22 protein-coding genes and 1 pseudogene are annotated in these 23,778 nt (G+C 58.4%); 9 read left to right on the top strand and 14 right to left on the bottom strand.

Annotated features, from left to right (window positions below):
• Positions 1-11: 11 nt before the first annotated feature.
• The gene (locus F4827_RS16095; RefSeq protein WP_183724958.1) at positions 12-923 is read right to left on the bottom strand and encodes a tyrosine-protein phosphatase; all 912 of its coding nucleotides are present in this window, start codon (positions 921-923) and stop codon (positions 12-14) included.
• Positions 924-1,444: 521 nt separating this feature from the next.
• Here F4827_RS16095 and flhC point away from each other — a divergent pair.
• Together flhC and F4827_RS16085 are read left to right on the top strand one after the other, a co-directional pair.
• Complete coding sequence (gene flhC, locus F4827_RS16090; RefSeq protein WP_183724957.1) at positions 1,445-2,026, top strand: flagellar transcriptional regulator FlhC; 582 nt, start codon at positions 1,445-1,447, stop codon at positions 2,024-2,026.
• A gap of 181 nt (positions 2,027-2,207) precedes the next feature.
• On the top strand, positions 2,208-2,648 hold the full coding sequence (locus F4827_RS16085) for a hypothetical protein (protein ID WP_183724955.1): 441 nt from the start codon (positions 2,208-2,210) through the stop codon (positions 2,646-2,648).
• Between the two features lie 155 nt (positions 2,649-2,803).
• Here the strand turns inward: F4827_RS16085 and aroQ are convergent, their stop codons facing one another.
• The 6 genes from aroQ to F4827_RS16055 are packed head-to-tail and all read right to left on the bottom strand — an operon-like array spanning position 2,804 to position 7,133.
• The gene (gene aroQ, locus F4827_RS16080) at positions 2,804-3,241 is read right to left on the bottom strand and encodes a type II 3-dehydroquinate dehydratase (RefSeq protein ID WP_183724954.1); all 438 of its coding nucleotides are present in this window, start codon (positions 3,239-3,241) and stop codon (positions 2,804-2,806) included.
• A gap of 12 nt (positions 3,242-3,253) precedes the next feature.
• The gene (aroE, locus tag F4827_RS16075; protein ID WP_183724953.1) at positions 3,254-4,093 is read right to left on the bottom strand and encodes a shikimate dehydrogenase; all 840 of its coding nucleotides are present in this window, start codon (positions 4,091-4,093) and stop codon (positions 3,254-3,256) included.
• Between the two features lie 17 nt (positions 4,094-4,110).
• Positions 4,111-5,325 carry a CaiB/BaiF CoA-transferase family protein gene (locus tag F4827_RS16070; protein ID WP_183724951.1) on the bottom strand — a complete coding sequence of 405 codons (1,215 nt, stop codon included), beginning with the start codon at positions 5,323-5,325 and terminating at the stop codon, positions 4,111-4,113.
• Positions 5,322-5,783, bottom strand: coding sequence for a MaoC family dehydratase (locus F4827_RS16065; protein ID WP_183724950.1), 462 nt, complete (start codon positions 5,781-5,783; stop codon positions 5,322-5,324). The genes F4827_RS16070 and F4827_RS16065 overlap by 4 nt, the downstream gene beginning before the upstream one ends.
• A 10-nt stretch (positions 5,784-5,793) precedes the next feature.
• On the bottom strand, positions 5,794-6,186 hold the full coding sequence (locus F4827_RS16060) for a VOC family protein (protein WP_183724949.1): 393 nt from the start codon (positions 6,184-6,186) through the stop codon (positions 5,794-5,796).
• Positions 6,183-7,133 carry a ketopantoate reductase family protein gene (locus F4827_RS16055; RefSeq protein WP_183724947.1) on the bottom strand — a complete coding sequence of 317 codons (951 nt, stop codon included), beginning with the start codon at positions 7,131-7,133 and terminating at the stop codon, positions 6,183-6,185. The genes F4827_RS16060 and F4827_RS16055 overlap by 4 nt, the downstream gene beginning before the upstream one ends.
• A 112-nt stretch (positions 7,134-7,245) precedes the next feature.
• Here F4827_RS16055 and F4827_RS16050 point away from each other — a divergent pair, with 112 nt between their 5' ends.
• The gene (locus F4827_RS16050; RefSeq protein WP_183724946.1) at positions 7,246-8,190 is read left to right on the top strand and encodes a LysR family transcriptional regulator; all 945 of its coding nucleotides are present in this window, start codon (positions 7,246-7,248) and stop codon (positions 8,188-8,190) included.
• Here the strand turns inward: F4827_RS16050 and F4827_RS16045 are convergent.
• Positions 8,187-9,728, bottom strand: coding sequence for a methyl-accepting chemotaxis protein (locus F4827_RS16045; protein WP_183724945.1), 1,542 nt, complete (start codon positions 9,726-9,728; stop codon positions 8,187-8,189). The genes F4827_RS16050 and F4827_RS16045 overlap by 4 nt on opposite strands.
• Before the next feature lie 278 nt (positions 9,729-10,006).
• Here F4827_RS16045 and F4827_RS16040 point away from each other — a divergent pair, with 278 nt between their 5' ends.
• Positions 10,007-10,348, top strand: a complete 342-nt coding sequence (locus F4827_RS16040) for an H-NS family nucleoid-associated regulatory protein (RefSeq protein WP_183724944.1) — start codon at positions 10,007-10,009, stop codon at positions 10,346-10,348.
• 61 nt (positions 10,349-10,409) lie between these two features.
• Here F4827_RS16040 and F4827_RS16035 read toward each other — a convergent pair whose 3' ends face one another.
• The 3 genes from F4827_RS16035 to F4827_RS16025 all read right to left on the bottom strand — a co-directional run bounded on the left by F4827_RS16035 (position 10,410) and on the right by F4827_RS16025 (position 13,807).
• On the bottom strand, positions 10,410-10,757 hold the full coding sequence (locus F4827_RS16035) for a response regulator transcription factor (RefSeq protein ID WP_260175244.1): 348 nt from the start codon (positions 10,755-10,757) through the stop codon (positions 10,410-10,412).
• Between the two features lie 124 nt (positions 10,758-10,881).
• Complete coding sequence (locus tag F4827_RS16030; protein WP_260184573.1) at positions 10,882-13,179, bottom strand: PAS domain-containing protein; 2,298 nt, start codon at positions 13,177-13,179, stop codon at positions 10,882-10,884.
• 322 nt (positions 13,180-13,501) lie between these two features.
• Complete coding sequence (locus tag F4827_RS16025; RefSeq protein WP_183724941.1) at positions 13,502-13,807, bottom strand: hypothetical protein; 306 nt, start codon at positions 13,805-13,807, stop codon at positions 13,502-13,504.
• Between the two features lie 1,157 nt (positions 13,808-14,964).
• On the opposite strand from F4827_RS16025, the gene F4827_RS16020 reads away from it, so the two are divergent.
• The 3 genes from F4827_RS16020 (at position 14,965) to F4827_RS16010 (ending at position 18,527) form a co-directional block, all read left to right on the top strand.
• Complete coding sequence (locus F4827_RS16020; RefSeq protein WP_183724940.1) at positions 14,965-15,432, top strand: hypothetical protein; 468 nt, start codon at positions 14,965-14,967, stop codon at positions 15,430-15,432.
• Between the two features lie 383 nt (positions 15,433-15,815).
• Positions 15,816-17,429: a P-loop ATPase, Sll1717 family gene (locus F4827_RS16015; protein ID WP_260175242.1), complete on the top strand. Its 1,614-nt coding sequence runs from the start codon at positions 15,816-15,818 to the stop codon at positions 17,427-17,429.
• 234 nt (positions 17,430-17,663) lie between these two features.
• The gene (locus tag F4827_RS16010) at positions 17,664-18,527 is read left to right on the top strand and encodes a class I SAM-dependent methyltransferase (protein WP_311673586.1); all 864 of its coding nucleotides are present in this window, start codon (positions 17,664-17,666) and stop codon (positions 18,525-18,527) included.
• Between the two features lie 142 nt (positions 18,528-18,669).
• On the opposite strand, the gene F4827_RS16005 is transcribed toward F4827_RS16010, so the two are convergent.
• The 3 genes from F4827_RS16005 to F4827_RS15995 form a co-directional block, all read right to left on the bottom strand.
• A complete protein-coding gene (locus F4827_RS16005) occupies positions 18,670-19,293 on the bottom strand; it encodes a LysE family translocator (RefSeq protein ID WP_183724937.1) in 624 nt (207 codons plus the stop codon).
• A gap of 189 nt (positions 19,294-19,482) precedes the next feature.
• Positions 19,483-20,934 (bottom strand): IS1182 family transposase, encoded by a 1,452-nt coding sequence (locus tag F4827_RS16000; protein ID WP_183724936.1) that lies wholly within the window; start codon positions 20,932-20,934, stop codon positions 19,483-19,485.
• A gap of 257 nt (positions 20,935-21,191) precedes the next feature.
• Complete coding sequence (locus F4827_RS15995) at positions 21,192-21,767, bottom strand: NMCC_0638 family (lipo)protein (RefSeq protein WP_183724935.1); 576 nt, start codon at positions 21,765-21,767, stop codon at positions 21,192-21,194.
• Positions 21,768-22,876: 1,109 nt separating this feature from the next.
• On the opposite strand from F4827_RS15995, the gene F4827_RS15990 reads away from it, so the two are divergent.
• Positions 22,877-23,551, top strand: a complete 675-nt coding sequence (locus F4827_RS15990) for a hypothetical protein (RefSeq protein WP_183724934.1) — start codon at positions 22,877-22,879, stop codon at positions 23,549-23,551.
• 126 nt (positions 23,552-23,677) lie between these two features.
• Positions 23,678-23,778: pseudogene (locus F4827_RS35320) on the top strand (integrase); the annotation flags it as partial.

Below are 23,778 nucleotides of genomic sequence, written 5' to 3'. Positions count from 1 at the left end.
CCTTTACATCCTCAAACCGCAAGACGCGCACGCAGACGGCCGACCGTCACCGAATCAAGACCCAGGCCGCTCTGCAGATAGCGATTGATATCGCCGTAGCCGGACTGCAGCGCGTCGCACGCGGCCTGCAGATAGCTTGCCCGCACGGGCGGCGTGAGATTCAGCGAATCCGGCGTGGTCGAGCGCCACGCATTCGTCAGAAGAAAATCCTGCACGACGATTTCAAGCGGCACGTTGGCGATCAGCAACAACAGCGCCGATGCCCAGCCCGCCGCATCCACGCCATTGCCGCCAACGATCAATTGCGGCCCCGGCGCTTCGGCAATATGTTCAAGCAACGCACCATACGCGATGCATTGCTCGCGTCCCATCACCAGTTGACGCCATTGCGCCTGCATGGCTGCATCCAGTTCGCTCGCCGAATAGCCGGCGAATGAGCGCGGTGCGGGCGTAGCGAGCACGTTGAGCGCGACGCGATTCGCGCTGGTCAGTACGATATCGGGCGTGGCGTCGTTCTCGGCGGGCGTGCGCAGATCGTAGACGCAGGCGAAGGCCATGCGTTCGAGCGTTACCGCGTCCGCTGTGTTGGGCGTGAGCGCATCGGAGCGATACAACAGTGCGCGGCGCACGTGCGCGCCATCGCTGGTCGAATATCCGGGTGCCGCGCCGCCGACATCACGGAAATTCGCCACGGAATTCACGACCGGCGTGGGCGCGAACTGTGGCCCCGTGCCATCCGAATAGTCACCGCCGCATGCGCTCAGGAGCGTGCTTGCGCAACCACCCAGCGCCAGAACGCTCATGGTGCCCTTGAGCAGCCTGCGCCGCGGCGGACTGGCCAGCGTGCCAGCCGCGCCGCGCGCGGCCGCTGTGAGGCCCACGGTGACGCCGCCGGGCATCGCGCCCGGCAAACCTTTGCGCAAGTGTCTGGACGAAGAAGAACTGGCGGAAAAAGGAAGCATCATCGATAGAAAGCGAGTAAGGAGTGCTCGCGTTCCGGCGAGCACGCGGACGGCGAGATATGCCGCGCGCGTAAAAATTGGAAAGTCGAAGTTTACCGGCAGACGGAACGAAAAAGGTTACGTTGCAAGAGTCCGTAATAATCCGTATTACCTTGCATTGCACCGCGAAGGCGCTGCGGCAACATCATGCCGCGCCATAAAGGCCGCGTCACGGTGCTTTCCAGCCACCAATCTTTCCACTTCTTTCCAATTCGACAGAGCCGGAAAGTTTGCATGAAACACCTTGTTTGCTCTCGCCTTAGTGGACATGGGCCGAGGCGAAAACCCCCTGATTTCATTAACGAAACTTCCAATTACTTTCAAAATATTATTCTTGACGCTCGATTTGCCGCTTCTATAATCGCCCGTGAAATTCAGGCATGGACGCCACGCCGCGAAGTTTGCGCACTGGCAGCCACTATTGCCCATGGGAGTGCAACGTCATGTACAAAGGCAGTGTCACCGAAGAGGCGCGCGAGGTCATGCGCGCAATCGAACTGATCCAGCTTGGCGCACGCATGCCGGTGCTGGAAAAAGAGCTCAGTCTCTCGCGCAATCGTTTGATCCGGCTCTATCGCGAACTCAAGGATGCGTCGCCGCCCAAGGGCATGCTGCCGTTTTCGGCAGACTGGTATTTCACGTGGCTGCCGAATATTCACGCCTCGCTGTTCTACAACATTTACCTGTATCTCAGGGATGAGGCGAAATGCAGCCGGCTCGACGCGCTCACGCGCGCGTACCGCCTCTATCTCGAACATTGCGATTGTGCCGAAATCGAACGGGTGCTGAGTTTCACGCGCGCATGGACGCTGCTGCGCTTTTTCGAAGGCGGCCTGCTCACGCTCACGCGCTGCAGCACCTGCACGGGCCGCTTCGTGCGGCCGGTGCGCGAAATCCATAAGCCCTATACGTGCTGCGTATGCGCCCCGCCCTCGCGCGCCGGCGTCACGCGCGCCGTGCTGGAAAGCCGCCAGCAGGAAAACGCTGCGAGCATGGCGCTCCTTGCTACGCCGCACGCGGCATAAACCGCGCGGCATACATGTTGGGTTCGATCTGCGGATCGAATCGGGCGCCGCTGCTTTGCACCCTCTCCAGCGCGACGCGAATATCGCGCATTTCTAAGCGTTATTCGTCAGGCAACGGGACACCGCGACATGGGAATATCGGGGCGTCGCGATAAAGCGATGGAATTAAAAGAGGTGAACAATGCAAATCGGCAGTTTGGCGACGCCCGCGGGCGACGGCGCCGCGTACACCCGCAGCAGTAATCCGGATGTCACGAACACCACCACGCAAAACGGGGCAGTAAAAACAGACACGAGCAATAGCGCCACGCCCGTGTCGCAGGACGACGCTGTAGAGATTTCGCCGCAGGGCTATGCCGCTGCATCGAACGATGCGTCGCCAGATGATGCAACGGACGATGCCGCCACTGCGTCGAGCGATGCATCGACGCACGCGGCCACGGGCACATCGTCGGGAGAAAGCTCGGACCCCGCGAACGCGCAGCCGGTTCGCTCGCTGGTCTATGGCGCGCTGGGCCTCGCACGGCCCGACCAGCCGCCCGATCCTAACCACGCCTATTCGTTTGGCCGATGGTTGGCTGCCGGCATCACCGTCGGCGGCCTGATTTCTCTGTTGATCTGAGCACTGAGCTACACGCTGCGCTGAACACCGCGTTCCAGAAGCGCTGATTCAAAGCAAGCGCGTGAAGGGGCTGGTGGCCGAATTGACCACGCGTTTCCCCGTCTATAGCTGGGCTTTTAAAAGTGAAGGCGCGGTCCCGAAATACCGCGCCGTGCTTATTCCAGCGCCGCCACCGCTGCCCGCAGTGCAAGCAGATAGCTCTGCGCACCGAATCCGCAGATCTGCCCCGTCACGATTTCGGCCAATACCGAGTGATGCCTGAACGGCTCGCGTGCGTGAATATTCGACATATGCAGCTCGACCACCGGACAGGTCAGAATCGCGAGCGCATCGCGAATGCCATAGCTGTAGTGCGTCCACGCGCCCGCGTTGATCAGTACGGCATCCGTGCCCTCTTCAAACGCGCGATGGATGCGTTCACACATCGTCGCTTCGCTATTGGTCTGGAATGATTCCACTCGCACGTCCAGTTCCGCTGCGAGCGTCTGCATTCGCGCATCGATCTGCTCCAGCGTGATGGTCCCGTACTGCACGGGATCGCGCTTGCCGAACATATTGTGATTAATGCCGTGCAACATCAGGATGTTCTTCATACCTTCTCCGGATTACGCCTGGTCGAGCGGGACCGTCAGCCGGCCGATCACCGCTTGCGTCTCGGGTCGCACGCCGCGCCACCATGCAAAAGCTTCGGCGGCCTGTTCCACCAGCATGCCGACGCCATCGACAATACCCGCCACGCCAGCATTGCGCGCGAGCCGCAAAAACGGCGTCAGGCGCTTGCCATAGGCCAGTTCATACGCGGTGCCATGCGCACTGAAGACACCGGGCGGCACCGGCGGCAGATCGCCGGTCAGACTCGCGGAAGTGGCGTTGATCACCAGATCGAAGCGCCCCATCCGCTCAAGTTCGCCATAAGTGCACGCCGCTATCGCACCGTGCGATGACAGTTGCGAAGTCAGCGCTCGTGCTTTGTCGACACGACGATTCGCGATCACCAGTTCGGCTGGATGTGCACCCAGAAACGGCAGCAATGCGCCGCGCGCTGCGCCGCCTGCGCCGAGCAGCAGCACGCGTTTGCCTGCCAGCGGCGCGTGCAGGTTGACCTCGATATCGCGCAGCAGACCAATACCGTCGAAGTTCTCGGCGAACATCCGCCCGCCTTCGAACTTGAACGCGTTCGCCGCGCCCGCGAGCGTTGCGCGCTCGCTGCGCTCATCGGCCATATCGAATGCCGCCAGCTTGAACGGCGCGGTAATGTTCATGCCCTTGCCGCCCGCCGCCATGAATTCGCGCACCGTGGCCGCGAACGCACCATCGGGCTCACGTGGTCCTTCGATCGCCGTATAGTGCATCGTCTGCTGCGTCGCCTCGGCGAAAAGACCATGAATCAACGGGGATTGGGTATGTCCGATAGGATTGCCAATCACTGCATAGGTATCGATCATCGTCGGCTCATTTGTCTTTACTGGTCGAACAGCACGCCATCGGTTTGCATCGCCTCGATCTCGGCGGCGCTGAAGCCGAGCGATTGCGCCACTTCGGCGTTATGCTGGCCAAGGTCGGGCGCGACCTCGCGTATCGTGGTGTCGCATGCGGAAAAGCGGAACGGCAGATTGGGCAGGCGCAGCGTGCCATAACGCGGATGCTCCTGTTCGACAATCATGCCGCGCGCCTGAATCTGCGGATCGGCGATCACTTCATCGATGCGCTGCACCTTGGCGCAAGGCACATCGATGCCATCGAGCAGTTCGAGAATCTGCGCCACCGTGCGCGCCGCCACCCACGGTTCGACCACGGCAAGAATCTCCAGCCGGTTCGCATTGCGTCCCACGCTGTTATGAAAACGCGCGTCGGCGCCAAAACCATGCGGGCCGCCGTTCGCTTCGATCAGCGCGGCGAAGCGCTTCCACGCATCGTCCACCTGCGCCGCGATCACCAGATCGCCGTCCGTCGCGCGGAATACGCCGTACAAGGTGGAGCCCGGCATATCGTGGCCGGTCTGTTCGGGAAGCACCTCGGCAAGTGTGTAGCATTGCACCGCGTATTCATGCATCGAAACCAGCGTGTCGTAGAGCGCCATATCGATATGCTGCCCGCGCCCGTTTTTGACGCGGCCCAGCAGCGCCGCATTGATGGCCGCCACCGCATGAATGCCCGTGTACATATCGCCAAGCGAAACGCGCAGCAACGGCGGGCGCTCGCCCGGCGTGCCGACCATCTGCATGATGCCGCTTTTCGCCTCGGCAATCAGGCCGAAACCGGCGCGATGCGCGTCCGGCCCGGTGTGCCCATACGCAGAAATCGAGCAGTAAACCAGCCCTGGATTGCGCGCGGCGAGCGTTTCATAGCCCAGACCGAGTTTGTCGAGCGCGCCGGGACGATAGTTCTCCACGAACACATCCGCGCAATCGCAGAGTCGCTCCATAAAGGCCTTGCCGCGCGGGTCTTTCATATTGACGCTGACGCCGCGCTTGCCCATATTGAGCTGCAGAAAATAGCCGCTGGTGCGTTCGTCGAGCACGGTGGCGTGCTGTCGTCCCGCGTCGCCGCTGCCTGGCCGCTCGACCTTGATTACTTCCGCGCCCAGCGCAGCGAGGCAACGCCCCACATAGGGTCCCGCGAGAAAATGGCTGTAATCGACGACGCGAATCCCTTCGAGTGGACGTGCCTGCTTCATTGCATGGCTCCCGGGCGGCGCGGCACCATCAAACGATGCTCGCCGCGCTGCACCACTTCGCCCTGCTGGTTGATGAGTTCCGAAGGCAGAATCACGATGCCCCAGTCGGGACGGCTCTTGCTCGGCCGCATCGAGCCGACGCGAAACTTCACATGCAGCACGTCGTTGACCTTGATTGGCAGAACGAAGTCCCAGCTCCAGCCCAGTGACATGCCCGGCAGAAAGCGATAATCGCTCTGTGTTTTAAGGCCATCCGCGATCGACAGACCGAACAAACCATGCGCGACGAGGCAGCCAAAGTGGCTCGCGTTCGCGTACTCTTCGTCCACATGAACCGGCGTGTGATCGCCGGTCAGGTCCGCATAGGCAAGAATGCGTTCCTTGGTCACGGTGTAATGCGGGCTCACGCATTCGTCGCCTTCGCGCGCATCGTCCCAGTATTTTTCAGCGATAGTCATGGTGTTCACCTCATACCTGCGCGCGCGGATCGATGGCGAGCGCCTGCGCAACGCAACGCGCCGGTTGCGCCTGAATGAATTCGATGGCGAGGCCATCGGGCAAACGCAGCCAGTTCGCGCCCTGCGACATCGGCCGCACGTCATGGCGACGTGCAGCAGCGAGCGCCGCTTCGACGTCCTCACACATGATGCCGAGATGTCCAAGCCGTCCTTCCGGTCCCTCGAAATCGGGCATATGAATGAACTGCATGCCGCCTAGCGTCCAGTACTGGCGCGGCGCTTCGCGCGCACCGTCCACCTCGCGCATCGTCATGCCGAACACGTCTTCGAAAAAGCGAATATGCCAATGAATGTCGCGCACGAAGATGGCGACGTGTTCCAGGTAGGCTTTCGGCGCGCTCATGCTCCGGCCTCTGCTTTTTGACGATCGGCCATCGCCCGTTCGAGGCCCTTGATACAGGCGACGAGCGTCGCGTTCACGGGCGTGGGCACACCATGGCGCGCGCCCCAACGCACAACCGAGCCGTTGATGAAGTCGATTTCGGTCACCGAGCCTCTTTCCAGGCTTTGCAACATCGACGTCTTGAACGCGGCGGGCAGACCTTCGGCGGCCAGCCTCCACGCCTGCTCCGGTTCGCTCATGGAAAGCGTCACGCCTGCTGCCTGCGCGGCTGCAATTGCTTCGGAAACGGCCGCGAGAGAAGCCGCCTTGAGCAACGGCTCGTCATAGAGCTGGCCATAGGTCAGCGACGTGATGCCGGTCAGCGCGCCCGTCGCAACGTTGACGAGCAGCTTGTCCCACATGGTGCCGACGATGTTGTCGCTCACCTGCGTTTCCAGACCCGCACTGCTGAATGCGTTAGCGATGTGTTGAACACGCTGGGTTGCACGCCCGTCCAGTTCGCCAATGATGGTGTGCTTGCCGGCCACCCCCGATTCGATATGCCCCGCGCCGCGCAGCACGCCGCCCACATAGGTCTTGCCCGCCAGCACGCGCTCGCGGCCCACGACGTCGGCCAGAATATCCTCGTGACCCAGGCCGTTTTGCAGCGACAGCACGACGGTCTGCGGCCCGACGAGTGAGAGCGCACCGCGAATCGCCGCATCGGTATGAAACGATTTGACCAGCACGATGACGACCTCCGCTTCGCCCACTTCGGCGGGCGCGGTCGTTGCGCTGACTCGCACATGGCGCGTGCCGCGCGCGTCGTCGACGCGCAATCCGCGCGTTCGCATGGCGTCGACATGCGCGGGCGAGCGGTCGATCAGCCAGGTGTCGTGGCCGCCTTCGGTGAGCGTCGCGCCAATCGCGCAACCCAGCGCGCCGGCACCCAGAATGGCAATTTTCAAGTGCGTCTCCTTGACTTCTTTAACGTTGACACCACGATAAGAGTCGCCGCCCGATGTCGCAATGCAATGGCTACAATGGTGTTATTGCCTCACGCAATAATGGTGAAATGCCGTGACTCCCGCCGATCTGCCGGACCTCAAACTGCTGCATCTATTCGACCTGCTCTACGACACGCGCAGCGTCACGCGCGCAGCCGAACAACTCGGTCAAAGCCAGCCAACCATCAGCATCTGGCTAGCGCGGCTGCGCGAGCATCTGCACGATCCACTCTTCATTCGTACGCCAGGCGGTATGGCGCCCACGCCGCAAGCGGATGCGCTGATCGGTCCATGCCGGGAAATTCTAGAATCGTTACGGCGCTTTGCAGCGTGGGAAATCGCCTTCGATCCGGCCACGGCGCAGCGGCGCTTTCGCATCTGCATGACCGATGCGAGCCACGTGACGCTGCTGCCTCGCCTGCTCGCGCATGTGCGTGCGCAGGCGCCCGGCGTACGACTGGAAGCCGCACGCATCGACGGCAATACGGAGCGCGCGCTCGAATCGGGCGAAGCGGATCTGGCGATTGGATACGTGCCCGGGCTCAGCGGCGGCATGTATCAGCAGCAGCTTTACGAGCAGGATTGGGTGTGTCTGGCGAATCGCCATCATCCGCGCATTCGCATGCGGCTCAGCGTCAAGGCGTACCGTAGCGAGGCTCACGTGGCGATTACGGCGGGAACCGGCACGGCGCTGCTCGAACAGGCACTGGCTCGAGAGCGTATCGAGCGGCAGATCGCGCTCGAATTGCCCGGTTTTCTGGGGCTGGGCGCGATCGTGCAGACCACGGATCTGATTACGACGCTGCCGCGCCATATCGGCGAGATGCTGGCGCAGGCCAGCGATCTCGCGGTCCATCGCTGCCCGATTCCCGTCGAAGGTTTCGCCGTGCGGCAGCACTGGCACGCGCGCTACCATCAGGAAGCCGGCAACCGTTGGCTGCGGGCCGTGGTTGTGGGTCTGTTCGGCGCGGCAGCGCCCGGCGTGGCGACGCCCGGCGCTCCGGCCTCCGCCGCTTAAGCCGCGATACGGAAAACCGCCACGGTCGAACGCAATCTCACCGCCTGTTCGTCGAGCGCCGCCGCGGCGGCCGCGGCCTGCTCCACCAGCGCCGCGTTTTGCTGCGTGACGGTGTCCATCTGCGAGACCGCGAGATTGACCTGCTCGATGCCGGTGCTCTGCTCCACCGACGCCGCCTCGATTTCGCCCATGATGTCGCTCACCCGCGTGATCGACTGCACGATTTCGCGCATGCGCTCGCCGGCCACCGCAACCTGGCCCGAGCCCGCATCGACGCGCGCCACCGACGAACCGATCAACCCCTTGATATCCTTCGCCGCCGCCGCGCTGCGCTGTGCGAGCGCCCGCACCTCGCCAGCCACGACCGCAAAGCCGCGACCTTCCCCACCCGCGCGCGCCGCCTCCACCGCCGCGTTCAAGGCCAGAATATTGGTCTGGAACGCGATGCCCTCGATCGTGCCGATGATGTCGCCGATACGGCGCGACTCGTCGGCAATGCCCTGCATCGTCTCGATCACCTCGTTGACGGCGCTGCCGCCGCGCCCCGTGGCCTCGGAAGCGAGCACCGCAAGCTGACGCGCCTGGCGCGCGTTTTCGGCGTTCTGCTTGACCGTGGCCGTGAGCTGCTCCATGCTCGCCGCCGTCTCTTCGAGCGACGCCGCCTGCTCTTCGGTGCGCTGCGAAAGATCCGCATTGCCCTGTGCGATCTCCGACGACCCCGTGGCGATCGAATCGCTCGAATGCTGGATGCCCTGCACCAGCTCGCGAAGTTTGCCGCGCATTTCGTGCAGCGCGTGCATCAGGCTGGAGCGGTCGTCGCTGGCCAGCGCGATAGGCGCGCTGAGATTGCCGGCAGCGATCTGCGCGGCCAGCCCCGCGGCATCGGCGGGTTCGCCGCCCAGCGCGCGGCGGATGCTGCGCGTCATCAGCCATGCCATGGTGCCAACCACCGCGAAAATCAGCACGGCGATCGCGATCATGGCGCGCGCAACACGCCAGAAAGCGGCGTCGATATCGTCATAGAAGAAGCCGGTGCCGATCCACCACTGCCAGGCCGGCACAGCCACGACGCCCTGTAACTTGGGTTCGAGCGGGCTATTTGCAGAACGATGAATCAAGACGTCCACAAGTGCGATATGCTCTTGGTTGAGTCCTCGCGCATAAGCCTGCGTATCCGTGAGATCGCCAATCGTCGTACGATTGCCGCCCGTTTTCGTGCCAATCAGACTGGCATTCGGATGCACCAGGTTGATGCTGTCCGTCGTGGTGATCCAGTAATAGCTCTTGCTATCGGCATTTAACTCGCTGATGGCCGCTTTTGCGGCATTTTGCGCATCGGTGCGTGAGAGTTTCCCCTGCGCTTCCTGACCTTGGTAATACAGCGCCAGATGTTCGGCTTTAAGCAACAGATTACGGATTTCCTGCTGCCGGCCCTCGACCAGCGACTGCTTCAGCTGCGAAAGCGTCATCGCGGCAATGCAAACGACACCGACCAGCGCGGTGCCGACGAGAAGGATCAGCTTGGTTGAGACTTTCATTTCGGCTCAAGAAGGGCAGGGAAAAAACGTCGGAGGACGTCGCTCAAGGAAGCAAAATTAACCATTTGGTTAACGCCGCATGAATGCATATCGGCACGCCGCCGGGCATTCTTGAGTCGGATAATGACCTGGACCACGGCATGAGTCGTTACGTTGCCTTTCCCACAATAGCGAATGGATGCGCCCGGCATATTGGGCATTGTCCGTTGTGTTATCCTGGTAAGGTATGATTTACCCCGGCCTGCACGACGAATACGTGGCAGGCGGAGACAAACAGAATGGATGAAAGAAAGCGCGACAGCATCGTGGCTTACCTGCAGCGCAGGATGGCCGAATTCAATATCACACCCGAGGCACTCGCCGCATCGATCGCGGAAGATCAACGCCGCCAGCTCGCGGTAAAGTATCGCGACGCGTTTGGCAATGGCTGGGATGGCGAAGGCGCGGCCCCCCAATGGGTGGTCCAGGCGACCAGCGCAGGGCAATCCCTTGAGCATTTTTCGGTTCGCAAGGCCCAGGAAAAGCCCTCGAACAAGGCCGCCGGCGTGGACTGGCGCGACGACCCGTTTGCCGGCACCCGCCTCGCTACCGTTAAAGCCGAACCGCTTCAAGCCTCCTGAGCCAGCCCCTCTTTAAACGTCCTTTATCTTTAAGTCCGCAAGCGGGAAAGCGAAAGCGCTTTCAGTCCTCGCCCAGCGCATTCTTGAGTGCCGCCAGCAGCGCCGTATCGCTGAAAGGCTTATAGAGGCAATCGATCGCACCCTGCCTGAGCAGGCGCTCGCGCAGCGCGTCGTCCTGATGGGCGGTGATGAAGACCACCGGCAATTTCCGCTTATTATGTTTTAACTCGCGCAAGAGTCCCAAGCCGCCCATGCCCGGCATATTGAGGTCGAGAATCAGGCAATCGGTTTGATCGACGATTGCGGACGCGAGAAATGCCTCCGCAGAAGAGAACACGCTAACGGCATAGCCGAACACACTCACCAGATCGGGAAGCGATTCCCGCAGTGCCTCGTCGTCATCGACCAACGTTACCCGCATCTTTGCCCCGCGCAATCGCCCTCGTTCGCCACTGAATCAAACGTCTTACGATGCCCGATTCGCAGACGCGCGTCCACCATACGGAAGTATGTGTATGGCTTGCCCGTGAGCGTTACGGCACCCGCGAGGTCGAGTGGACGGGAATGGAGAAGGCGAAGATGGCGCCGGGCGCATTGGCGGGTAACTCCGCCCACAGGCGCCCGCCCTGGCTTTCGATAATCGAACGGCTGATCGCAAGCCCCACGCCCATACCGTCGTCCTTGGTGGTGTAGAACGCGTCGAAAAACCGTTCCGCGTTCTCGGGATCGAAACCAGTGCCGCAATCGCGCACCGACAAGCGCACCATGCCGTGCGGCTCGGCTTCGGTTTTGACCCACATGAGTCTGGGACGGTCGTTCACGTTGCTCATCGCGTCCGCCGCATTGCGCAGCAGATTCATGATCACCTGCTGGACCTGAACGCGATCGCAGCCGGCGAGCGGCACATCGTCGGCGAATTCCGTGCGCAGGGTCACGCGTGCGCGGTCGAGATCGCTCTGCATCAGCGCGATCACCTCGCGCGCCGTATGGCCCAGATCGACCGCCTCGATGGCGGCGCCACGCTTGCTGAACAGCGCGCGTAGACGCGCAATGACATCGGCGGCGCGGTGCCCGTCACGGATCGTGCGGCGCGCCGTTTCCTGCGCAGCCTCGATGTTGGGAGGCTCCGCCGCCAGCAGGCGCAGACAGGTGCTCGCATTGGTGACGATGCCCGCCAGCGGCTGATTGACTTCGTGCGCGATCGACGCCGTCAACGCGCCCAGGCTCATCACCCGCGAAACGTGCAAAAGCTCCGAGCGCGCCTTGTCGAGCGCTTCTTCCGACGACCGGCGCTGACTGATATCGAGCATCGTACCAATATATTCGTAACGTCCCGGCCTATCATTGGCGCGATGCGCGATCAGATGCAGGTGTTTGATGGATTGATCCGGCATCACGAGCCGGTGCTGGCATTCAATATCGGAGTCGCCGCGCTGCCCCTGTTCGAAGAATTGCGTAATAAGGCATAAATCCTCAGGATGGCAGTGAGCGATGATCCGCTCCAATGTCATCGTCGTGCCAGGCTCGATGCCGAAGATGTGATAAAGCTGCTCCGACCAGGCGATCTCGTTCGTATCGACGTGCCATGAAAAGTTGCCCATTCTGGCCAGCGCCTGACCTTCGGCGAGAAACGCTTCGCTACGCCGCAACTCTTCTTCCGCGCGCTTGCGATCGTCGATATCGACATTGACGCCATACCATTTAACGACGTTGCCGTGCTGGTCCCGCAAAGGACTCGTGCGGAACAGAAACCATCGATACTGGCCGTCGTAACGCTGCATGCGCGCTTCGGCAGCGCCTGGCATGCGGCTGGCCATGATGTCCGTCCACGCGGCGATAAGACCCGGAAGATCGTCCGGATGCACAGTGCTGGTCCATGCGAAATCGCGCACCTGCTCAAGCGTGCGGCCGACGTAATCCAGATAATAGCGATTGAAAAACTCGCCAGTCCCGTCCGGGCGCGCCGTCCAGATCAATGCGGGAAGCGTGCTTATGGTCTCGTTGAGATGGCGCTCGCTTTCCGCCAGTGTGATTTCCGCGCGCTTCCTGTCTTCAATGTCGATTGAAAGAAGAATCCAGCGCAGGATCTCGCCATCGCGGTCGCGCAGCGGAAACCCGCGCACATTGGTCCAGCGATAAATCCCGTCGGCACGCCGGTGACGGCTTTCCACGTTATAGGTGGCGCCGTTTGCGAGCGACGCTTCCAGACCGGTGACGGCGGCTTCGAGATCTTCCGGATGAACGACTTCGTTGCCCCGCCAGGCCTTGAGTTCCTCGAACGATTTGCCGAAGTAATCCAGAGTGAGCTGATTAAGACTTTCGACCTCGCCGGTTGGCGACGTGACGGTCACGGGTACGGGAATGCTTTCGACGATCAATTGCAGATCGAGTTCGCGGCGCTTGAGCGCGTCCTGCGCTCGCCTCAGATCGTGGATATCGATGCACAGTACGCACCAGCGGACGATTTCACCATTGGCATCGCGCATTGGGCTCAATTGCAGCGTGTGCCAACGATATTGACCATCATGTCGACGCAGACGCGCCGATATTTCATCCGCCTGGCCTGAAACCAGGATGGACGCGAACTGTTCCAGCGCTTCAGGCAGATCGTCACGGCTTATCGCGTTCCGCCATTGCGTGCCGGATGACGCCGTGATGTCCAGTCCCGTATATTCGGACCACTTGCGGTTCACAAAATCGACACGACCATCGGCAAGCGCTGTCCAGGCAATGGCCGATAGCCCATTCAGCATGACGCCGAGATCAATCGCCAATCCCATCATTTGTTTGGATAATTTCAGGCAGGCGGCGGCTATTCGAACATCAGCCAAAACCCGCATCGGGGTGAATGAAGCGATTCAAGCAGCAAGCAGGCAATTATCCCATGCTGATATAGTCGTCGCAATCATGGTGGGAATCACCCTGCAACTCCCCCCTTAAGCGGCTGAAGACTCGATACGAGGCAGCACCCCATTTGCTCGTGCATAGCGAAGTCACTCACACCCCGAGCTGGGTGAGATTCTTGCGTGTTCGCGCAACGCCGCTGTTTCCCTTTTTGCGGGGCAGATTCCGCTGAAATCAGAATGACGGTTGACGTCCCGTACGGCGAACGGCTGGCGAATCGATAGCCGACGCGCCGGCCTTCATGAAGACTCAGGACGCGTCCGCCGCCTTACGCGTCATTTTCCATTGCTTGCTCGACGCTCCGTCGACAGACGAATCGAAGCCGGTATCGAGCACCCACTCCCAGTCCGGCACAGGCATTTTGCCCGCGGCTACGCTCGCCACCTGAGACTCCACCTGCTCGCGGTTCGCGAGGAACTTCAACGTCCCGCAGACTACGTTGAACAACGGTAGCTGGGAATCGACCATGAACACGTGGGCGACGAGACCATCGGCGCACGTGATGCGGGTTGACGCGCCGATAGACCGGGGAAAGGATACTGCGGATGTAACCATGAACTCCTCTTTCATCAGGTAACAGGACCGTCCCGGCCGCGTTGGCCATGCCATGGCAAGCCGCCGTGCGCGCACGAACGAACGATCCTGGCTGGCGCGGCAAGAAAGCGTCCGCTAAACAAAGCGTCACGATGACACGTGCGAGTTAACGGCAGCCAATCGAGCAACTTTATCGCGAGCGCCTGACCCAAAGATCATCCGCCCCTTCATGGAGCTTTGCTGGAGTCCGCCCTGGTGGCGCAAAAGATACAGGCTTCTGAAAGCTTCAGAATTGCCGACGGAGTGCTGGGATTTTTTGAATCTTCAAATGCCTCGCTCGCGAGGTGGTTTCAAAGACTCTGAAGAACAATATTGTAGAGGAACTCGATTGGCTTCCGAAAATTCAACCAAATAACTTCCGGATCTGATCCATCCGGCAGACTGGAACCGGTTCAACTCGGGGTTCGATCAACCATATAACTTCCAAGATTCGAGACTTTAAACCATTTGCCTTCCGCCGTGCGGGCCTTGCGAGCGGGTGTTGAACTGGTGCACCATCTCGCGCTATCACCACACCGAGGCGCTGTGCCGAGCAAACGTTGAGCAGTAACACTCAAGCCCGGCCAAATCAACATTGTCAATATCAGCAAGTACTTTGCCGACTGCGCGCACCCTCGTTCTCTTGCGATCTGCTAGCTGGCGACAGCGGTAGCTCAAGTCTTGCATAACTGACCATGATAACGCCCCTTATCACGGGAGGACGGCCTGACTTCGCCTGACGGAGCCGCTGCACTGGCGTGCCCCTCCCCTTCACGATGCTGTCTATTCAGTCAGCGCTGTCGTGCGCCCGTCCGGCACTACCGCTACATCGCGCTGGCTACGTCCGTGATCGGCCACAACCAGTCACACGCCCTTCCTAACGTTCAGACATTCCAAAGTCCGTTTTTGCACCGGAAGCTGTCATTGCGGCGCGCGGAGTCAGAACGGCCACTCAGGCGGTGGAAGCGTCTCTATGCATACTATTCACGCAAAACGCATAATGTACGCCGTCGGCAATGAAGGAGCACGCGACGTGACTCGGTGATTAGCCGATAATCAACGCTGCCGATAGGCTGCCGCATACGTCTCACCCGCTTTCGACCTAATTGTTGCAGCAGTTGGCTCTTCGGGGATTCGCGATGGAACATCAGGACAGGTTCATAACGTTTTGGCGCGCGGTTGCCGCCTACCCGGTCGCAATGACTGCCGGCGCCATGTCGTTTTTTCCTTTTCTTGCAGTCTCTACTCGACAGTGGCCAACCTTCTTGCTGGATCACGGGCTTGCGGGAGACGTTTTTCGTTTGGCTAAGGCAGGAACCGGTGTTGCCGTGATAAGCCTCGTTTTCCTGACCCCGCTGGTCCTACCTTTCTACGCTTTCGGCATGCTGATTGCCCATAAGCGCCGTACGCGGCATTGGCTTTATTTCTTGTGTTTAGGTGCTGTGCTCTCAACTGGGGGCTGGATGGCGATCAGTTTGTTTCAACCTCACGGCAGCGCACACCTCTACTCACCATTTCCCGCATTGATTCGGCTCATGATGCCAGTCGGAATAGTGAGCGGTTTTGCTTGCTGGGCTTTTCTCCACCTGACACGCACTTCTAGGTAATCGCTAGTTCGGCTCTCGATTTACGAAAGCGAGCGGCCGTTGGACTTTGTAGGCGGTCATTAGGTCGGCCGTAAGTCGAAAGGCAGCAACGGGTCGCGTTATGCCTCTCGAATCAAACGCCGCCCCCGAGACGATCGCCGCTCTCGGGCGTGGGGCGGTGGTCGGCCAGTTAGAGCCATTCGACACGATCGCCCAGTTGGTCGACGATCAACACGCGTAGACACAAACCAAGTAACGCCATATTCAGCCAGCCGCCACACCGGTATTCGCATGCCTATCCGGCAAAACGCGCTTTACCTTAGAATTGGTGTCAAAGACCACTACAAGAACCGGGAAGGGCCGCTATGCGTTACGTATTTCGCAGGAATAGCTCAGTAGGCGCGATGGACGCCGAGTCCGACGAAAGATTTTTACGCGATTGTTTTTTCGACACTGGCGATCTCGGGGCATTGTTGGATTGTGATGATCCGAAGAGAATCGTTGTCGGTCGCGTCGGCGCAGGCAAAAGTGCCCTACTTGGTCGGCTTCTCGCGAGCCAATCGAATGCAATCGAGATTCGCGCAGAGGCGTTGTCGCTAAGTTACGTCGCAAACTCCGATATCATTCAATTTTTCGAATCCGCTGGCGTCAAGCTGGATTTATTCTATCAGCTCCTTTGGCGACATGTATTTGTGGTCGAATTGTTGTGCAAACGATATCGTATATCGCGAGATGACCCGTGGAGTTTTCTTGAACAGTTCAGAGATCTATTCTCCCGAGATCCTGCAAAGAAGCGAGCTGTCGAATATTTGAGGCAGTGGAATGATCAATTTTGGCAAGATACCGAGACGCGTGTTAAAGAGTTTACATCAAAGCTCGAGAGAAAGCTTTCTGCTGCGATAGATGTGAAGGCCCATGGCGTGACATTAAATGCTTCGGGTGGACGCAGCCTCACTGATGAAGTAAAAGCTGAGGTGATGCACAAAGCGCAATCGGTAGTCAATGAAAATCAGGTTCGGGAACTGGGTGAAATAATAACACTTCTAGCCGATGAGATTTTTACTGACCCAAAAAATCGGTTCTATCTGGTTATTGATCGCCTCGACGAGTCGTGGGTTGACGACCGTATTCGTTATAAGCTTATCCGCGCTTTGATTGAGACGGTGCGGGCATTCCAGCGGATTCGCGCCGTTAAGACAGTGATCGCGATTAGAGAGGATCTGCTTCAATCGGTGTTTGAGGAAACACGCGATGCCGGTTTTCAAGAAGAAAAATTCTCTGGATTAATATTACGGTTGCGATGGAGTAAGGCGCAACTGAAGCAATTAATCGATTTGAGGGTCGATAAATTAATCCGTGAACAGTACACGCAAAAGAAAGTGACGTTTGATGACGTTTTTCGTGGCGACGTGCGCGGAGAATCTGCACTCGAATATCTATTAACACGAACGCTGCTTAGGCCACGCGACGTGATTGCATTTGTTAACGAGTGCATTGAATTGTGCGAGGGAAAAGAGTACGTACCACCATCGACCGTGCAAGACGCTGAACGAAAATATTCAACTGGAAGATTGCGCTCGCTTCGGGATGAGTGGAGTAGTCACTACGCGTCGCTCGCGGCTTGCACCGAGTTGCTTAGAGGGCGGCAATCGCACTTCAGGTACTCGGAGATCACTGAAGAGCAGCTTCAGGAATGCATCCAAGAGCACTGGTCAGAGATCCCAGAAACTGATCCAGTGGGAAGAATTGCAAGAGAATATTTGAACAATGAAAAAACCGCAAACGCATGCGTTATCCAAGTCTTGAAGGTGCTTTATACAGTATCAATTATAGGAATAAAGCCCGAAGCAACCGCGAGCGTTAGCTGGTCGCATCTCGATGATCGAGGCATTTCAGAAGGACACTATAAAAAAAGTTCGTCCATTAATGTTCATCCGATGTTGTGGAGGGCACTTGACATAGTGCCTCCGGCTCGTCTCGATAAACGCAAAAGGTCAGGAACAAGCAAAAGGAACTGACTCGGATTCGGTTCTTTATGGGGCGAACGAAGAACGAATGTGGAGATGTCCGATGACTGCTATGGGGAGAACTGACTGGCTCTTCAGGGTCGGGTGCTGCCGACCGTCGCCGTCTGCGCGCGACCCACGGGATATGCAATTTGCATCGGACAGAACCCGGCCAATTGGGGACGTTCGACATCGTGGTCTAGTTCGTCGACAATCCCCGTGGGTTTTATGACTCTAGAGTCAAGAGTGCTCTCCAATAACGAAAAATCGCATGGCGCAAGAATGACCTCGCAAACAGAAATCTATTTGAAAGATTTTCACCGCCGTCGGGCAGGAGCAACACGTCGAGCCTATGGCAATCTGCCCGCACGATCCGCGCAGGCAGAATACCCCTCCTCCTACCACGCACTGGCGAATCGTGTGCCGAATGAAGCGATTTCGCGGACTGTGCTGGACCTAGCATGTGGTGATGGACCACTGCTGAAAATTCTGAACGACAGGGGCCATGCGGCAACGAGGCTGATCGGCATAGACATGAGTGATGGCGAGTTAAGCGCGGCTCGGAGAATATTGCCACGCGAAATACGATTGCTCAATGAGCGTGCACAAGAACTGTCGTTCGAAAGCGGCTCGGTAGACTACGTGCTGTCGCACATGGCTCTCATGCTGATGGATGATATTGAGCAAGTTGTTCGAGAGATTCGCCGGGTCTTGCGTGAGGGCGGCAGCTTTGCCGCTATCGTCGGGCGGACGTTTTTAACTGGAAAGGTCGGCGAAGTCTTTTTGGATATATTCAAGCCGATTGCGAAGACACAGCTCGAACAGTTACGACTCGGTGACACGCGCACACGCAGTGAAGTTGGTTGGCAAGAGTTACTAAAGCCTGATTTTGTTGATGTCGCTTTTGAAGACATCGAAATCAACTGGACGCCTACACCCGAGCAGCTCTGGTTGGACATGTTGGACACCTACGATGCCGACCGGCTGTCGGAAACGGCGCGCGCACAGTTCAAGAGCGAACTGTTGGCGGCGTTTGCGCCCATGCAAGGCGAAGACGGCAAGTTGCAGACAGGATGGGGCCTGCGTCTTGTTCAGGCCACTGCTGCTTAGCTGCAAGATTGAAGGACGACTTCAAGCTCACATTGAACGAGTCAGTTGCTGCACTCTCTCCTGCGCGACGCATGAGTCAGTAGCCGGCCAGTTTGAGTCATTCGGCATGGTTTGCCAGATCGTCAACAATCGGCAAGCATCATCAAATTTTCTCGGTTGCCAACTTCAGACCTAGCCCGACGAACAACGCGCCCATTGTCTTAGTCAACCATGAAGAAATAGCTTGATTACGACGAAATACTCTTGTCATTCTCGCTGCAAGGAAAACGTAGGTGATGCTCATGGATATTCCAACCATATTGCCAGTCACGCCCAACGCAATGAGATGTTTTACAGGACTCGGGTCGTGTGCGTTCATGAACTGGGGAAGCAATGCGATGTAGAACAGAGCGACTTTCGGATTCAAGACATCACTGAGAAAGCCTTGCCAGAAGATGAGACGGAGAGCTTTCTTCTTGGTATCGCCGACAGGGAGGGCGACGCCCTTGGAGCGCAATGCTCCCCAGCCAAGGTAGATGAGGTACGCCGCGCCCACCCACTTTACAGCAGTGAACGCCGTCGCTGATGCCAATACAAGCGCCGAGAGACCAGTTATCGCCGCGAATAGATGCACGTAGGAGCCGAGATTAATTCCGAACGCAGCACATAACCCTGCTGCACGTCCCTGAGCAATCGTCCTCCCAAGCAGGAACAACATATCGGGTCCGGGGACGAGAGACAAAACAAGACTCGCGCCAACAAAGAGCATGTATGTATGCAGACTCATGGTTTCTCTTGTTCCATGTCAGATGGAAATTGACGACGAGTATATCCGTCCCGGTGCGGCCGAGGCCGTGTAAAAACTCGCAGCAAGGCCAGCCGGCGACGCCCAATTGGGCGAGCAGTTGCTTTCGGCCGAAGCGCAGGCAGATGAAGCGATCGTTTTTTTCGGGCAAACAGCATCAGCGCGCTGAGCTTACGCGCCTGCCAGCTTCATCGCTCGCATCGTCTTTGCGAATCCGAGAATCCTGATGACTCGCTTGAGGTTGTATGCCAGCACATGCAAACTCATTTCGGCCGCAACATGGCCCAAACCGCGAGTCTGGAAGTGGGTCGAGCCCATCCAGTGTTTGAGTGTGCCGAACACGTGTTCGACCGTCCGGCGTCGTATCGTCATGGCGTCAAGCTGGCGATCCAGTCTTGACTGCATCGCCTCAAGCACCGCCTCGTGCTCCCATCGTCGGATGCGTCTGTAGTCTGCTGGCGTGCACTGGCTTTTCATCGGGCACTTCGGGCAAGCGCTACTCCAGTAGGTATGCAAGGTCATTGGATTTTCGCGCTCAACCGAACTGAACCGGTAAATCGCCCGTTGGCCTGCTGGACACAGGTACTGATCGTCCCTGGCGATATAGATGAAGTCGGCTCGGTCGAACCGCCCGTCAGCCCTTGCGCTCGATGTTTGTGTTTTCGGCACCAGCGCCGCAATTCCCGCGTCGTCGCAAGCCTTGATTTCCGTTGCATTGAAGTATCCGCGATCGGCCAGTGCCTTGAGCTTCTTCTTGCCCATCGCTTCGCGCGCGGCTTTGGCCATTGGGCTTAGCTGAGCGCGGTCACTACCGACGTTCGTCACTTCGTGTGTCACGATGAGGTGGTGCTTCGTATCAACAGCCACCTGGACGTTGTAGCCCACCACGCCTGTGCCCTTGGCCTGTGACATCATCGAACGTGAGTCGGGATCAGTCAGCGACACCTGTTTTCCCGGTAAATCATTCAACAGTTCTGCGGCACGATCGAGATCGCGCATCTGCTCGCGCAGCGTCTCGATTTTGTCCCGTAGCCGTTCGGTTTTGGCTTCTACCTCGACTGGTTGCGTGCGATCAGCCGTTTCCAGAGCATCCAGATAACGCTGAATGCTTTGCTCGATCTGTTCCTGACGCTTCGCAATCTTGTTGGGCGTGAAGTTGTTATCGCGGCTGTTGACGGCCTTGAACTTGCTGCCGTCGATGGCGACCGCAGCTTGTGTGAAGAGCTTCAGGTCGCGGCATATCACCACGAAGCGCCGGCATACATTGCGAATGCCAGCGCTGTTGTTGCGTCTGAATTCGGCGATCGTCTTGAAGTCCGGCGCGAGCCGTCCGGTCAACCACATCAGTTCGACATTACGCTGGCACTCGCGCTCCAGACGTCGGCTCGACTGCACGCGGTTGAGATAGCCGTAGATGTAGAGTTTGAGCAGAACGGCCGGATGGTAAGACGGGCGGCCCGTATTCGCGGGTGTGGTGCCCTCGAATCCCATTGAAGCCAGATTGAGCTCGTCGACAAATGCATCGACTATCCGGACGGGATTGTCTTCGGCGATAAAGTCTTCGAGACGTTCCGGCAACAACGTCGCCTGATTGCGGTTCGCACCTTCGACAAATCGCCCCATCTCCGCCTCGCGCGCTAACAGGTTGATTCAGTCTAGGTGATCGCGCGGGTTTTGACACACCCTCGGCCAACAAGAGACGCTCGACGACGGTGTCCAGATTGGCGACGATTCGGCGTCAGCGTCTCCACTAGCTTGGCGACCTAGATTTTCTGTGAGTTAGGTTGATTTTGGCGAACCGAGCACAATCCGCGGGAAAGCAAGTCGCCACGGAAAGATCGAAATCATTTGGATGACGAAGGGTTCACTCAAAAGGAGGATCAGTTTTGTACCGGCGTTGAAATCTTCGCTCGCTCTATCCTCAATCGCACCTGGACTTCCGCCGCATTTGAGGATGTAGCACCGATGCTCGCGAACGTTCCAACATCTTGGCCGACCTTCGACAGGACGTAAGCTAGATAATGGTACGTTCCACCCTGACCTTCAATGTCCCGATCCGAAACAACTCGCAGTTGAAGACCGGGGCGTTGCGCGCCAGTCACTATGCGTTTGAAATGCTGGATTGAGGTGGCAGCGTCGCCTCTCCTTGCCCAAACGGAGCAAGAATTGTCGGCTTGCCAGATGACGATGAAATTGCCTAAATGGCTCGGCGCTGACCATACCTTGCCGGCCTTTCCTCTCAGCACTTTTTCAGAGAACGATGGGTCAACGTCACGCAAGTCATACTTGGCAGCCAGCGCATTCAACGCTTCGCGATTGCCAACTGATGGGATGCACAGATCCATGAACAGTTGCGTTGCCACATTCGACTGAGCGACTGCGGGGGATGAGGGGGCCTCCTGCGCAACAACATACGCCGAGAAAATCAGAGTTGTCGCAAAGATAAATGGTTTCATAGTGCAGCTCGGCTTTTGACTAAAATGTTCAGTCATTGACTTCCCTTTTTTTTTCTAATTCCAAGTCTGTCGCCAGATTTTGTCCTCAACTGGACCAGAATCCAACACCTTTCCAGGGGGCTGCTCTGGGTCGGGTTAAGCCTTTTGCATAAGACTTGCGGTCGAGGTGATCGCCGCGCTCGGTCGTCGGACGCATTGCGGCCAGGAGCGGCCAGTCGGCAACGACGCCCAAATTGCCGACAATCGCGGCCGTGGGGCATCACTTTGGCGACGAGGCAAATTGTGCCTGGCTACGAAGCGGCACGAGCCGTGCATGATATCCCTAAGGACTCAGGGAGCTACTCCGCGCGTCCGCGAATTGCATTTACAGTTCGCCAAACTAAAGGCAGCCACGTTATGGCGAGGCATACAGCGCCAATTGGACATAGAAGCCACGCATACCATAGCCATCGGTAATCGTTTTGCCCACTTTTGAAGGAAAGAGGCGGGTCTGCTACTAGTGTGACTCTCTCGCCAACTAACGAGGGCCCAACATCCGCAATTTCGAAAGAGATTTTGTTTCGTCCACGAGCGACCGTGAGTCTCGCAGATTGTGGCGAAGGCCATTGCCATTCCCCGAATGCTACCGAGTGATTTGGCGTCAGCGTCCGTGCAATTTCGGTCTCGCTCCACGCGCCGGCTGGCATTGCTTCGAGCCTCAGTGGTGGGCCACCATTCACTGAGATGTTGATCTTTAAAGCTTCGCCCGGGTTGGGGAATATTCGCTTTCCAGGCGTGCCGTTGAGCCAACGATAGCGGCCAAGCTCCGCTTCCCGATTTTCCGTTGGTTCGTGGTGGAACCGTACCTCGAACCCAACCGCGTGCCCCAAAATGCTTGTGACTTCGAGCTGTGCAATTGCGCCTGGTCGTAGGACGACCGCGGCTTTCGGCGCCTCGGTCGCGATTGCCCAAAGTGCGTAGTAACCCAGAACTAAAGCAGCGACGACGCCCCAGACTACCCATGCTCGTGCTAGCGGTCCAATTGTTTGCATAACAGGCGCGCGCTCCCTTCTTGACGTCAACGTCCGCTCGGAAGACCCTCTTCAGAAATCTCCAGCCTGACGAGTAAAGTGACGCAGTTCGGTGTTCCACCGAACGGAACGAGAGATTGGACAGCGCAGGGGTGCGGCAATTCAATAGCCTGCTCTCAGACCGATCCGCCATTCGCTTCGACTGAGGGAAAGACGGAGAAGGGTTTTGGTGGCGGCGTCAGCGGCTTCATGATCGAATCGGTCGTTGCTACGATCGAGGTTAAGTCCCTGCTTGATCAAGCCGCAATTGATCAATCCGTTCGAGCAGCGAGCAACGCTAAGGCACTTACGCCAAACGTCACGAAGTCGTTTTCGTCAGGATGGGTTCCGCCAAAAATATTGAACTTTGTCGTTGCCTACGACGGGCCAGCTCAGATGAGTACGGCGCACGGATGGATTTTAAATTCACATACGTCTCTAGGCATCCCACTTCCTACATGGACTCAGCAAACAAAAATCAACACTCCAGGAACTGCGCTCGACGGCGTCTTCCTTCTTCAAAAAGGTTTTATCAAGCTCGATAACTCACCACTGTCGTTGAACTCGGGTGTCAATCCGTTCCCAGGCATCCATGTGGTATGTGATTCCCCTACGGGCAATCTTCTGATGCTGTTCCTAAACCTACAGGAGGCCTGCAACAATATCGAAGGAGCTTGGCTCAATCCCGTTCCATACGTCCAAACAGTTCGCTATCCGCAGGTGCGGGTTATTTGAATTGAGCTCAGTAGGAGGCCTCTACGGACCTACATCGCGAAGCTGTCAGATGCAGTCAAGGGATGCCTTCTTCGGAGCTGGCCAGTCGGCCGTTATCGAGAAGTCCGACTATCCGTAACGGGTCGGGCCCGGAACCTGAAGCACCAGACCGCGTTGTCGGTCGCGTACGGCGCGGGGCTGCGCGCCAGTGAAGTGGTCGCGCTGAAGGTCGCCGACGTCGACAGCGA

Origin of the sequence: Paraburkholderia bannensis, from assembly GCF_014200455.1 — a bacterium.
In the GTDB taxonomy this organism is placed as follows: domain Bacteria; phylum Pseudomonadota; class Gammaproteobacteria; order Burkholderiales; family Burkholderiaceae; genus Paraburkholderia; species Paraburkholderia bannensis_A.
Note: the sequence above shows the minus strand (reverse complement) of the source record. Positions and strands in the feature narration are given on the sequence as shown.